Source organism: Gemmobacter denitrificans (assembly GCF_036964905.1).
Taxonomy (GTDB): Bacteria; Pseudomonadota; Alphaproteobacteria; order Rhodobacterales; family Rhodobacteraceae; genus Gemmobacter; species Gemmobacter denitrificans.
In genome coordinates, this window is sequence record NZ_JBALHR010000003.1 from 457390 (window position 1) to 470429 (window position 13040).

Sequence of the window (13040 nt, forward strand, 5' to 3'; positions counted from 1 at the left end):
GCTCGAACCCTTCCCAAAGTCCAACCCAGCCGGCCCAGTGCCGGAAAGGCACGGCCCTATGCTTGACGATAGTCTGACGCGATACATCTGGCGCAACACAAAGGCGCAGCAGGGGTGGGTCCTGCTGATCGTCGCGCTGTCGATGATCCCCTATTACCTGTCCTTCAATCTGCCCAAGACCATCGTCAACGGCCCGATTCAAGGGGCCGGGTTTGAAACGGAAACCGCCACCCAGACGGTGCTGCGCATCGCGATGCCGTGGTCCGGCGGCGAAGAACTGGTGCTGTTTCCGGGCATGGACCTGAACCGGCTGCAATCGCTCATGGCGCTTAGCGCAGTCTTCCTGCTGCTGGTGATCGTGAACGGGCTCTTCAAGTTCTATATCAACACCTACAAGGGGCGGCTGGGCGAGTTCTTGCTGCAAAGGCTGCGGTTCACGCTGGTCGATTACGTGCTGCGCTTTCCGCCGCATACCTTCAAGCGCCTGAAAGGCGCCGAGGTTGCCAGCATGGTGAAGGACGAGGTGGAGCCGCTGGGCGGCTTTGCCGGGGATGCCTTTGTGTCGCCCGCCTTGCTGGGCGGGCAGGCGCTGACCGCGCTGGTGTTCATCTTCGTCCAGAGCATCCCGCTCGGGCTTATCACGGCGTCGCTTGTGGCAGTGCAGGTCTTCATCATTCCGCGGATGCGGCGGCGGCTGCTGGTGCTGGGGCGGGAACGGCAGTTGACGGCCCGGCAACTGGCAGGCCGCATCGGCGAAATTGTCGAAGGCATCGGCACCATCCACGCCTATGACACCTCGAATTACGAACGCCATGATGTGATGGGGCGGCTTGACCGTATCTTCACCATCCGCTTCGACATCTATCGCTGGAAGTTTCTGGTAAAGTTCATCAACAATTTCCTGTCTTCGCTGACACCTTTCCTGTTCTACAGTGTCGGCGGCTATCTGGCCCTGACCGGGCGGCTGGATATCGGTCAGCTGGTGGCGGTGATCGGTGCCTATCGCGATCTGCCCGGCCCGCTGAAAGAGCTGATCGACTGGGATCAGAACCGGCAGGATGTCGAGGTGAAGTATCAGCAGGTCGTGTCGCAATTCGCGGTCGATGGCATGTTGACCCCCGATATTCAGGCCCCGATCGCCGATCCGCCCGCCCCGCTGGGCCAGCCGATTGCCGCCGTCAATCTGGGTCTGACCGATGACAGCGGCGGTGCGATGCTGGAGCGGGTGAACCTGGCCCTGCAGCCCGGTGACGAAATGGCTGTGGTGGGGGCGACCGGGTCGGGGGGCGATGTGCTGGCCGAAATCTTCGCCCGGCAAACCTGGCCCACCAGTGGCAAAGTGTCGGTGGGCCCCGACAATCTGCTGACTTTGCCCGAATCCGCGACAGGCCGTGCCATCAGCTATGCCGCGACGGACGGGTATTTCTTTGCGGGCAGTCTGCTCGACAATCTGCTGTACGGGTTGAAGAATGTCTCGCGTCCCGATGCAGCGGCCTGTCTGCCTGATGACCCAGACGCCGCCTGGATCGACTATGCCGCCCTTGGCGTAGAGGGACGTGCCGGGCTGATGGCGCGCGCGCTTGAGGTGCTGACATGCGTGCAGCTGGTGGGAGATATCGAGGATCTGGGGCTGCGGTCCACCATCTCGCCGCAGCACCATCCCGCGCTTGCGGCAAACCTGCTGCGCATCCGCAGCGAATTGCGGCGCGTGTTGCAAGATCGCGATCTGGCCGGGCTGGTGGTTCCGTTTGAACCGGGCAGCTACAACCCCGAGGCCACGCTGCTGGAAAACCTGTTGTTCGGCCATGCCAACCGGGCCGAATTCATGCCTGATGCGCTGGCCCGCAATGCCGATTTCCTGGGCTTCCTGCAAAAGCATGGTCTGCATGACGCGCTCAGCGCGATGGGCGTGGAAATTGCCCGCAACGTGATCAGCCTGTTTGCCGATCTTCCGCCAGACCATCCGTTCTTCCGCCAACTGACCTATCTGCAGGCGGATGACTTGCCAGCCTATCAGCTGTTGCTGGCAAAGTTCGATCACCCGGAAAAGAAGATGGTGCAGGAAGATCACGCCATGATGATCCGGCTGGCCTTCGCCTATGTCGAACCGCGCGACCGTTTCGGTCTGCTGGACCGTGCGATGATGCAGCGCATCGTCGATGTGCGTCAGGTGCTGCATGCCGAAATGCCGCCCGAACCCCGCGCCGCGATCGAGTTGTATGATCCGGCGTCCTATATGGCTTCGGCCACGTTGATGGATAACATGCTGTTTGGCCGGATCAGTCGGAAATACCGCGATGGGGCCGCACAGATCCGGCAGATCCTGTCCGAGCTTCTGGAACGGGAAGCGCTTCTGGATCAGATCCGGCTGGTTGGTTTGGGCTATGATGTGGGCAATGGCGGCAAGCGGTTGACCCAGGCCCAGCGGCAGAAGCTGGCGCTGGCACGCGCGCTGATCCGCCCGTCCGAGGTGTTTGTCTTCAACCGTCCGCTCAGTCTGCTGGATGGGCGCAGCCAGGAACGGATCGTGCAGAACATCCTCGAATCCCTGCGCAAGCGCGCCCGGCGTCCGGCGGTGCTTTGGGTGCTGTCCAACCCGGGATTGGCGCGACATTTCGAAAAGGTGGCACTTTTCCATGCCGGAACCCTTGTAGAAACGGGTACCGCAGAGGAACTTTCCGAAAAGAATGGTATCTTCAGGGAAATGGTCGCGGCATAATCACGCCAGGATGCAAAACCCGAGGAGACGCCTGACATGTCAGACGAGGCCCCACAGATGCTGCTGAACGACGAGGTCCGGTGTTTGCGCCAGGTGCCGATGTTCGCGGGCGTCGCTGCCTCGCGGCTCAAGCTTCTGGCTTTTGCATCGGAACGGGTTGCCTATCGCAAGGGCGAGACCCTGTTCCGGCAGGGCGAACCGGGTGATGCGGCCTATCTTGTGCTGGAAGGCACTGCCGATGTGCTGATCGAAACCGAAAGCGGCCAGGTGAAAGTGTCCGAAGTCGTGCGCAACGGCATCGTGGGGGAAATCGCCATCCTGTGCGATGTCGCCCGGACGGCAACCGTGCGCGCCGGTTCGGATCTGGAAGCCCTGCGCATCGACAAGGATGACTTCCTGCGCCTGCTGCATGATTTTCCTGATGTGACGCGGGAAGTGGTACAGGTGCTGGCCAGCCGGCTCAGCCATACCACCGCCGAACTGGCCAGTGCCCACAGGGCAGCAAGGGCCAGCTGATGCGACAGCCCGAAAACGGGGCGGGTCCGGCGGAGCCGGAGGCCGGGCTGGCGGTCACCCTTTGGGGCACGCGCGGAAGTCTGCCCCGGTCCGGGACCGGGTTCACCGAATTTGGCGGCGATACGATGTGCGTCGAATTGCGGTTCGGCGATCAGGTTGTGCTGGTCGATGCCGGTTCGGGCATCGCGCCTGCGGGCAAGGCGCTGCGCAATGCGGGCCAGACCCAGATCGACCTGTTCTTCACCCATTCGCATTACGATCACATGATGGGCCTGCCATTCTTTGCGCCCTTCTATGATCCTGCGGCGCAGGTGCGGTTGTGGTCGGGGCATCTGCATGGCCAGATGACCACGCAGGACATGCTCTGCGGTTTCATGCGCAAACCCTATTTTCCAGTCGGGCCCGAGGTGTTCAAGGCCCGGATCGAAACGCGGGATTTCTGCCCCGGCGATGTGCTGGCCGGGCCGGCAGGGATGACGGTGCGCACAGGATGGCTCAACCATCCCGACGGGGCTGTGGGCTATCGGTTCGAAATCGGGGGGCGTTCCGTCGCCATCCTGTTCGATACCGAACACGAACCCGGCCAGATGGACCCGACCGTTCTGGATCTGATGCAGGGTGTCGATCTCGCGCTTTATGACGCGGCCTTCACCGAGGATGAGTTCGAAACCTATCGCAATTTCGGTCATTCCACATGGGAACACGCGGTGATGCTGGCCCAACAGGCCGGGGTGAAGCGTCTGGGTCTTGTGCATCACGCCCTCTATCGCCCCGATGCCGAGTTGGTGGAAATTGACGCGAAGGCGCAAGACCTGTTCCCCGGGGCCTTTTGTGGCCGCGATCGGCAGACCATCCTTCTGTAATCAGGGCAGCAGATCGGGAAGGGCGCGCCAATGGCAGGCCGGATGGCCGCATGTGACCGACAGCAGCGCCGACAGGCTTTGCCATGCGGCTTCATCATGCACCAGATGATGGCTCAGCACGCCCAAAGGGCCTGAAATCGGCTGCGCCAGCAACCCGTCCAGTTCGGCCAGCATGTCGGCGGGCGGGCGACCCTTTGTCAGGCCGCGCCAGGCCATGACGTCGAGATGGGTGTTGATGACCGGCAGTGCCGCGGGTTTGGGCGGGCCATAGACCGATAGCGCCCGAAATCCTAGGCCGGGCAGATACGGCACCAGGTCGGGGCTGATCCGGTTCCAGGGCGGCACAAGGACTGGCACAAACCTTGGGCCATGCTGCGCGGCCAGCCGGGCAAGCCCCCGGCCCAGATCGTCCAGTATCTGTGCCACAGGCCGGTGCGCCCCCAGTTCCTGCTTCTTCTCGTCGGGGGGGGCGTGGTTTGCATGATCCCAGCCATGCACGGCCACCGCAATATCCTGCGCTTGGGCCAGCCTGTCAGCCAGCGCCTGCCCGGCATGGGCGGGGATGGCCGCGATGGTTAGCGGAACGCCATGTTGCCCGGCAAGTGCAAGCAGCCGGTCCAGCGCCGGACCCGGGGCAATGGCATCGTCATCGCGCCACCAGAGATCGATCTGTCGGCCCTGCCGGGCCAGATCATCCAGCCTTGCCTTCAAGCCCTCTGGTGTCATGTCCTGCCCTCCATCACGTCGCGCAGCAGGGTGCCCAGCCGTTCCGCCGCTGCATCAAGGGAATGTCGCGCCAGTACTGCCTGCCGTGCCGCGCGCCCGGCGGCTGCCGCAGTGGCCGGATCGGACAAAAGCGATGCCACCGTTCGTGCCAGCCCCGCCACATCCCCTTCAGGGACCAGTTGGCCCCCAGCATCGGGATGCACCACTTCGGGCACGCCTGCAACTTGCCAGGCCACGACAGGCAGGCCCGCCGCCTGCGCTTCCAGATAGGCCAGCCCATAGGCCTCGCCGCAGCCGGGCCAAAGATAGAGCGTGCCACTGGCCAACAACTGCGCCACGCCTTCGGGGGGCAATGCCCCCAGCCAGTGGATGCGGTCTTGCGGCAAATCGGCAAACAGCGCCTGAACCGCTGCCCGGGCCGGGCCGTCGCCCGCCGCGCTGAACCGCCAATCGGTGCCAGCAGGCAGGCCGCGCAGGGCTGCCGCGATGGCGGCGTAACTGGCCAACTTGTCGCCCGGGCGCATCATCGCAATAGTCACGATATGGCCGGTGTCTGGCCGGGGCGCGACCCGGGCAAGTGGTTCGATGTCGATGAAGGGGGCCAGCCGGGCCAGTCGTGGCTGGTCAAGCATGGCACCAAGACCTGCCGCATCGCGAGCCGTCAGGCACAGGTTCAGCGCGGCTCTTTGCAATTCGGCCTGCACCCCGGCCTGCGTTTCTGCCCAGATCCCCTGATTGCGCCGGCGCGACAGCGATGCCTCGCAGGTGACATAGGGCAGGCTGAACCGCCGGGAAAGCGTGGGGCCGATCAGATCGGGCGATTTGTAATAGGGGTGATAGCAGAACCAGAGATCGGGCGGGATGTCGCCCCAGCTTGCCGCGATCCGCGCCTGTTCTGCCTCTGCTGCCTGCCGAAGCGCCGCCAGCGCTGCGCTGTCATCGGGATCGCCAAGATAGGCGCGCAGGCCGGACACAAGGGTGACCTCGAACCCTGCCATCGCCAGCGCCCGCATCAGCAACCGCGCCATCAGCCGGTCGCCCGACGGCACCGGATGATCGGGCGATTTCAGCGGCGCATAAAAGGCGATGCGCGGCGGGTTCTGTGTCATCTGTCGGGTCCATCCGGCCTGTCGGAGATACAGGTTAGCCGAATGACCGCCGCGAACCAACCGCTCCCGGCACGCGGTCACACGGGGGTGACTGTGCGGCGATGTTTGGCGCCGCTGCCTTGACAAGGCAGGGGGCTAGAGCACAGGTGAAGGCGCGGCACAACAAGGCGGGATCGCATGGCACTTCTGGACAGGATCGGCGCGCGGGACGCGAAAGTGGCGGTGCTTGGGCTGGGCTATGTCGGGCTGCCGCTGGCGGTGACCTGCGGCAAGGCGGGCTTTGCCGTGCTGGGCTTTGACATCGACCCGACCAAGATCGTGCAGATCGACGCCGGGCGCAGCTATATCGAAGCGGTGTCGGATGCCGACTTGCAGGCGCTGACCGGCAGCGGCCATCTGTCGGCGACCACCGATTTCACCCGTCTGGGCGCGTGCGATGTGATCGTGATCTGCGTGCCCACGCCGCTGACCCGGCACCGCGAACCTGATCTGAGCTTCATCACCCGCACCTGCGACCAGATCGCCGCCTGCCTGCGTCCGGGGCAACTGGTTGTGCTGGAAAGCACGACCTATCCGGGCACCACCACCGGCCCGGTAAAGGCGATCCTTGAATCGGGCGGGTTGCGGTCGGGCCAGGATTTCTTCCTTGGCTTTTCGCCTGAACGCGAAGACCCGGGCAACCGCGCCTTCACCACAGCCACGATCCCCAAGGTGGTGGCAGGCGACGGGGCGCAGGCGCAGGCGCTGGTCGAGGCGTTTTATGGCGCGGTGTTCGAACGTATCGTGCCCGTATCCTCGCCTTCGGCGGCCGAGGCGGTGAAGATCACCGAAAACGTGTTCCGTGCGGTGAATATCGCGCTGGTGAACGAATTGAAGGTGATCTACGACGCCATGGGCATCGACATCTGGGAAGTGATCGAGGCCGCAAAGACCAAGCCCTTCGGCTATATGCCCTTCTATCCGGGGCCCGGTCTGGGCGGGCATTGCATCCCGATTGATCCCTATTATCTGACGTGGAAATCCCGCGAATATGATCTGACAACCCGCTTCATCGAACTGGCGGGCGAGATCAATTCCGCGATGCCGCGCCATGTGATCGGCCGTCTGGCCGAAGCGCTGGATCAGCGGCTGGGGCGTGCGCTCAGCCGGTCGCGGGTTCTGGTGATCGGGCTGGCCTACAAGAAAAACGTGCCCGATATTCGCGAAAGCCCGTCGCTGAAGCTGATCGAGCTGATCGGGGAACGCGGTGGGGTGGCGGAATATCACGATCCCTATGTACCCGCGATTCCGCGCACCCGTGCCTATGGGCCGCTGACCGGGCAGGCCTCGGTGCCGCTGGAGCGTGACATCATCGCGGGCTTTGATGCCGTGCTGATTTCCACTGATCATGATGGCATCGACTATGCGGCGATTGCTGAAGCCGCGTCGCTGATCATTGATACCCGCAATGTCTTTGGCAGGCTGGGTCTGCCGATGGACAAGGTGGTCAAGGCCTGATTGCGCCGGATGATCGCCAACGGAAAGGACAAGGCATGAGCCGACTGGACAGTTTCATCCGCCGCATGATGGCGCAGCGCGACGTGCTGAACCATGTCGCCGCCGACCTGGAGTTGCCGGCGCAGGGGGCGGTGCTGGAACTGGGTCTTGGTAATGGTCGGACCTACAGCCATCTGCGCGAGATTTTCCCAGGCCGCCGGATCATCGCCTTTGACCGCGCTCTGGCCGCGCATGAAAGCTCGATCCCCGCGCCGGGCGATCTGTTTCTGGGGGAAATCCGCGACAGCGCGCGGCAGTTTGCCAGGCAGGATGCGGCGGTCGTGCATGCCGATATCGGCACGGGCAACGCGGCCCGTGACGCGCTGACGCTGGAATGGCTGCCTGCTCTGGTGGCCGATCTGCTGGGGCCGGGCGGGATCGGCGTGTCTGGCCTGCCGTTGCAGCATCCGCGTCTGGAGCCCTTGGCCCTGCCAGCGGCGGTGCCTGCGGATCGCTATTTCCTGTATCGCCGCCGTTAGGTCATGGCGCCAAGGCCGCCTTTTCGCGTGGCGCTGATTGCCGACCCGCACCTGCACGATCCGCAGGGGAATTTCGGCTTGGCAGGGTTCGATGCGGGCGACCGGCCGCGACTGTATCGCCCATGGTCGGAAATGCGCGGCTATGCGCGCGGGGTGAATGAAAGCCTGCCTGCCCTGTGCGCTGCACTTGAACGGATCGCCGCGCGGGGTGTTCGTCAGGTGGTGATCGCGGGCGATATCAGCGATGACGGACAGATTGAAAACCTGCGCCGTGCCGCCGATCTGCTGACCTGGGCCGAAGATGATCTGGGCCTGCGCATCCACCTTTTGCCCGGCAACCATGACGGCTACGCGATTGCGGGCAAGCATACGGCCATGCGCTTTGTCACCGGTCCGGGGCAGACACGGCTGCTGACCAGCGATCCCAGCCTGCCCGACGCCGTGCAGTCGCCCGCCATGCGCTGCCCGGGTGCGGCTGATGCGCTGGCGCTGCTGGCCCGGTTCGGTCAGCGTCGGCGTGAGGGGGATCTGCATTGGGAAAGCCCGTTTGGCCTGTCGGATCGACCGCAGGACAGGGTCTATCCGGCCCGATCGGCGGATGGCGGGATCATCCGATGGCTGCCCGACGCGTCATGCCTGATCGAACCCGAGCCGGGCCTGTGGCTTCTGCTGCTGGATGTCACGATCTTCGAGCCGCGCACGGGCATTGCCGACCCCCATCGCAAACGCGCCTTTCTGGACCCGTCGGCTGCGGGCTGGACGGCGGCGCTGCGCCAGAAACCCTATCTGTTCGACTGGATCGCGGATGTCTGCGCCCGGGCGAAAACCTTGGGCAAGGTGCTGGTGCCGGTGTCGCATTACCCGGTGCTGGACCATTGGCCCGGCCTTGCCCCGGTGTTGCCCGGCGCAACTTTGGTCAGGCGGGCCCCCATCCCGCAGGTGGCCGAACGGTTGGCGGCGGCTGGGCTCCGGCTGCATTTTGGCGGCCATCTGCACATTCATGCGCAGAGCCTGCGCGCAACTTCGGCGGGGCCTTTCACCGATGTTGCGCTGCCATCGACCTGCGCCTTTCCCCCGGCGGCCATGCTGCTGGACGGCGATGCGGCGGGGTTTGACCTGACGCCACTTCCCTTGGGCGATCTGCCCGATGATCCGCATGTCACTGCCGTGCATCTGGCCGAGGGGCATTCCACGGCGCAGGGCGGGTTGGGGCCATCGCTTGCCGCCCGCCACCGGACCCGCGCATTGGAGCGCAAGATTGCAGCGGGTTTGCCTGCAGAGCTGCGCCCCGATGCCCTGCCCGATGGCATTTCGGGGGATGATCTGGCCGATCTTCTGATGCTGATCGACGCAGGGCCACTGGCCATCGAGACACTTTCACCGATGCGGATTGCCCATCTGCACCGCCTTGCCGCCCGCCCGGCAACAGGCTGGACGGCCGAGCTGCACCGGCTGTTGGCCGAGGCGCTGGCCCGCGCTGATCACCGCCCGGACCGGCTGCCTGCCGCAATTGCCTGAGGGTTGCGGTTCGGTCCCGCCGCTGCGCATGTCGTTTGCCGACTTGACGATCCGCCAACCCGGCGCAACAAAGGATCATCAAGGTGCCCGAGGTGCAAAGGCCAAGGGCTGAAACGGGAATGGGGAAGGGCGGACCAAATCGCGGCGCCCCGACCCCAGCCGCCCCCGCGACTGTCAGCGGTGAGCGCCTGTCCAACAGCCACTGCCCCCGAACCGGGGCGGGAAGGCGGGCAGGGGCCATGACCCGCGAGCCAGGAGACCGGCCTTGCAAGGACAATGACAACTGCCGTCGGGTGTGACGGCAAGGAGAGAGACATGCATATCGAACCGGGCCTCGTGGACGGGGCAAAAATCGTGCTGAGCTATGGTACTGCCGCTGCGGCTGGCGCCACGGCACTCTGGCACGCCCGTGAAACCATCCGTGAAAGCGGTGTGGCGTCGCTGGCGCTGCGCAGCGTTGCGGCTGGCGTCCTGACCTTCATCTTCTTCGAAGTCCTGCCGCATTTCGCGGTTGGTGTTTCCGAAGTGCACCTGATTCTGGGGTCAACCCTGTTCCTGCTGCTGGGCGCGGGGCCGTCGGCCATCGGGCTTGCCCTTGGCCTTCTGGTGCAGGGGATGTTCTTCGCCCCGACCGACCTGCCGCAATTCGGCATGAACATGACCACGCTGCTGGCCCCGATGTTCGTGATGATGGTCGTGGCCAAGCGCCTGATCGCGCCGGGCACCGCCTATGTCGATCTGGCCTATGCGCAGGTTCTGCAGCTTTCGCTGGTCTATCAGGGCGGCATCGTGGCCTGGGTGGCGTTCTGGGCCTTCTACGGTCAGGGCTTTGCGGCCACCACCTCGGTCGCAACCTTCGGTCTGGCCTATATGACGGTTGTCCTGCTGGAGCCGATCGTTGATCTGGCAGTGCTGGCCGTGGCAAAGACCCTGCGTGGCCAGACCCCTGCCGCGCTGGTCAGCCCGCGCCTTTACGCCGCCGCCTGAGCGAACGGACCACAATCTGAAACAGAAACCCCCGCAAGGCTTTGGCACCTTGCGGGGGTATTTTTTTGCCCGTCGTGATGTTCAGCCCTGTGTCGCTGCTGCTGCTTCTGCAGCGGCCTTGCGCTCTGCCATCAGCTTTGCTGCCGCGGCCGACGCATTGCCATCCTGCACATGCACCGTCGGGAAGGGGATCTTGATGCCCTTTTCGGCAAAGGCTTTGGCGATGTTCAGATAGGCGCGGCGGCGGATCACGAACTGTTCGCCCGGTTTGGTGACCATCTTCAACCGCAACTCGATCCCGTATTCGCCGAAGGCCTGCACACCTTGCAGCTTCAGCGGTTCATAGATGTTCGGGGCGAATTCCGGGTTCTGTGCCAGTTCCTGCCCGATCTTCTTGATGATCTTGCGCGCCTCTTCCAGATCGGTGGCGTAATCGACTGTGATATTGAATTTGTCGATCACGAATTCGGTGGTCAGGTTCTGGATCGCGCCCAGTTCGCTGAACGGCACCACAGTCAGATAGCCCCGGTGATGGCGCAGCTTGACCGAGCGCAGGCTGAAGCTTTCCACCGTGCCCATATGCGATGCACTGGTGATGTAATGCCCCACCCGAAACGCATCGTCGAACAGATAGAAGATCCCCGCGATCACATCCTTGACCAGCGTCTGCGCGCCAAAACCGATGGCAACCCCGACAACACCAGCCCCGGCGATCAGGGGCGCGATCTCGACCCCCAGCGAAGACAGGACCATCAGCACGGTCACCACCACGACGGTTGCGAACAGGATGTTCTGCAGAATGGGCAGCAGGGTGCGGCTGCGGGCATGATCTGCCGCCACCGCATGGCCGGGGGCGGAACCGGCGCTTTCCCCTTCGATCTGGCCAAGTTTGTGGGCGATGATCGCCTTGATGACGCTCCAGCCGAAATCGGCGGCCAGGATGATGATGAGCGCATTGGCCGAACCCGCGATCAACCGGTCCGCCATGGTTTCGCGCGCGTCGATGCTGTCCAGGGTGATCCCTGCGACCCGTCCCAACAGCAGCACGGCCAAGGCGATCAGCACCACCCGGATGCCCCGATCCACCACGGCAACGATGACCGGGGGCACAGGCCGGTCTTGCGCCCCGGCCGCGATCACGGTTTCTGACGGCATGTCTTCGCTGCTTCCACCCTCACTGTCGGGTTCGGCCTGGGCTTGCGGGCGTTGCGGCGCGCGCAACACATGGATCACGGCCCGGTTCGCCACCCAGATCAGGGCGGGCAGACACACCGCAGCGACGGCCAGCCAGAACATCAGGCGCGCGCCGATCTCATCCAGAATGAACAGCAGCACGAAATAGGCCGCCAGCAGCCATGAAACGGTGTGGCCAGTGCCAGTGCCTGCGTTGGGCCGACGCCAGACGGCGGCAAGCGCCGCAACCAGACAGATCATCTTGGTCGGGATCAGAATGGCGCGCTGGCCTGCCGCGTCAAATCCCAGATAGCCAGCCACTGCCATGATGGCGAAGAATGCGGCGACAAGACCGGTCAGGATCGTGCCCCAGCGATACCAGTGTTGGGCCATTTCGTCGGAAATCGGCAGGATGCGATATTCGGCGGCATGGGGCAGGTTCATCGAAGGGGGCACCAGCAGCACCCGCCCGACCAGCACCGCAAGGCGCGCAGCCAGCGCGGCGGCCAGCAAAGCCAGCACGATTTCCCGCAGCAAGGGCGGCCACTCAAAGCTGAGAAACAGCCCGATGCTACCCAGCACAAAGACCGCCAGTTTCAGGATCGCATAGAAGATGCGCCCGGCCAGCGCCCGCACACGACCATAAGGCGTAAAGGGCGATTGCGCGATCATCCAGCGCCGATAGCGTGCGGTCATGAGATGCAGCGCCCTGTCCAGAATTAGGCCGACTGCAACAAAGGCTGCAACAAGCCCGATCACGACGATGGGGCGGCGGGCGTTCACCTCCTGCATGAAGATCGTGCGCGCCCGGCTGGCCTGTGCTGGCAAGGTTGGAATGGCCTCTAGCGTATCTTCGAAATAGGCTTCCATGCTGTCCAGCCGTGCGGCCAGCACGGAGCTTTGTGGTTCCGTCGTCGGGGGGAGCGTTTCTACCGGGACCAACGGGGCCTTGGCCTGTGCATCGATCCAGGCCCGCAAATCCGGGTCGGCCAGCAATTCAGCCAGCGCATCCAGCTTTTCCTGGGGTGGCGGTGTCTGGGCATAGGCGGCCGCGCCAAGCGTCAGCACCGCCAGCCACAGGCAAATGGCCCGCATCATCTGCCCAATCTCTGCTGCTCTGGCCAGGGACCGGAGCGGTGCGAACACCCCCTTCAACAACTGTCCAGTTGGAGAGGGAGGGGGCATCTTGTCTTTGCGCATGTCGGGCCTTCTGGTGGTACTGTTGCGGCGGAAACCCTGCACCAACTATCGCAGGTTTTCCACACAAGACTGTGATCGGTGTCGCGGCCTTGCGTGACGGAACATTTTCGGCTTTCTGGATGGAACGCCCGGATACAGCGAGGCGGGGCGCAGGGGACTGGTAGATCGGCCCATCAGCCCCTATCTGCCGTTCTTCATGGGGCGCCTGCCGCTG

10 protein-coding genes and 1 riboswitch are annotated in these 13040 nt (G+C 64.1%); of the genes, 7 read left to right on the forward strand and 3 right to left on the reverse strand.

Annotation, left to right across the window (positions count from 1 at the left end; translation table 11 throughout):
* The first annotated feature begins 58 nt into the window (after positions 1-58).
* The 3 genes from V6590_RS07950 to V6590_RS07960 are packed head-to-tail and all read left to right on the forward strand — an operon-like array spanning position 59 to position 4098.
* Complete coding sequence (locus V6590_RS07950) at positions 59-2719, forward strand: ABC transporter transmembrane domain-containing protein (protein ID WP_335421645.1); 2661 nt, start codon at positions 59-61, stop codon at positions 2717-2719.
* Positions 2720-2755: 36 nt separating this feature from the next.
* Positions 2756-3235 carry a cyclic nucleotide-binding domain-containing protein gene (locus V6590_RS07955; protein WP_335421647.1) on the forward strand — a complete coding sequence of 160 codons (480 nt, stop codon included), beginning with the start codon at positions 2756-2758 and terminating at the stop codon, positions 3233-3235.
* Positions 3235-4098 carry an MBL fold metallo-hydrolase gene (locus V6590_RS07960; protein WP_335421649.1) on the forward strand — a complete coding sequence of 288 codons (864 nt, stop codon included), beginning with the start codon at positions 3235-3237 and terminating at the stop codon, positions 4096-4098. Before V6590_RS07955 ends, V6590_RS07960 begins: the two co-directional genes overlap by 1 nt.
* Here the strand turns inward: V6590_RS07960 and V6590_RS07965 are convergent, their stop codons facing one another.
* Both V6590_RS07965 and V6590_RS07970 read right to left on the reverse strand, forming a co-directional pair.
* Positions 4099-4824, reverse strand: a complete 726-nt coding sequence (locus V6590_RS07965; RefSeq protein ID WP_335421652.1) for a polysaccharide deacetylase family protein — start codon at positions 4822-4824, stop codon at positions 4099-4101.
* The gene (locus tag V6590_RS07970) at positions 4821-5933 is read right to left on the reverse strand and encodes a glycosyltransferase family 4 protein (RefSeq protein ID WP_335421654.1); all 1113 of its coding nucleotides are present in this window, start codon (positions 5931-5933) and stop codon (positions 4821-4823) included. Before V6590_RS07970 ends, V6590_RS07965 begins: the two co-directional genes overlap by 4 nt.
* A 177-nt stretch (positions 5934-6110) precedes the next feature.
* On the opposite strand from V6590_RS07970, the gene V6590_RS07975 reads away from it, so the two are divergent.
* The 4 genes from V6590_RS07975 (at position 6111) to V6590_RS07990 (ending at position 10453) form a co-directional block, all read left to right on the forward strand.
* On the forward strand, positions 6111-7430 hold the full coding sequence (locus V6590_RS07975; protein WP_335421656.1) for a nucleotide sugar dehydrogenase: 1320 nt from the start codon (positions 6111-6113) through the stop codon (positions 7428-7430).
* 35 nt (positions 7431-7465) lie between these two features.
* Positions 7466-7948, forward strand: coding sequence for a class I SAM-dependent methyltransferase (locus V6590_RS07980; RefSeq protein WP_335421658.1), 483 nt, complete (start codon positions 7466-7468; stop codon positions 7946-7948).
* A gap of 27 nt (positions 7949-7975) precedes the next feature.
* Positions 7976-9466, forward strand: a complete 1491-nt coding sequence (locus V6590_RS07985) for a metallophosphoesterase family protein (RefSeq protein WP_335421660.1) — start codon at positions 7976-7978, stop codon at positions 9464-9466.
* Positions 9467-9530: 64 nt separating this feature from the next.
* Positions 9531-9748: riboswitch (cobalamin riboswitch) on the forward strand.
* A 33-nt stretch (positions 9749-9781) separates the two neighbouring features.
* Positions 9782-10453, forward strand: a complete 672-nt coding sequence (locus tag V6590_RS07990; RefSeq protein WP_335421662.1) for an energy-coupling factor ABC transporter permease — start codon at positions 9782-9784, stop codon at positions 10451-10453.
* Between the two features lie 81 nt (positions 10454-10534).
* Here the strand turns inward: V6590_RS07990 and V6590_RS07995 are convergent, their stop codons facing one another.
* Positions 10535-12724, reverse strand: a complete 2190-nt coding sequence (locus tag V6590_RS07995; RefSeq protein ID WP_335421664.1) for a mechanosensitive ion channel family protein — start codon at positions 12722-12724, stop codon at positions 10535-10537.
* Between the last annotated feature and the right edge of the window lie 316 nt (positions 12725-13040).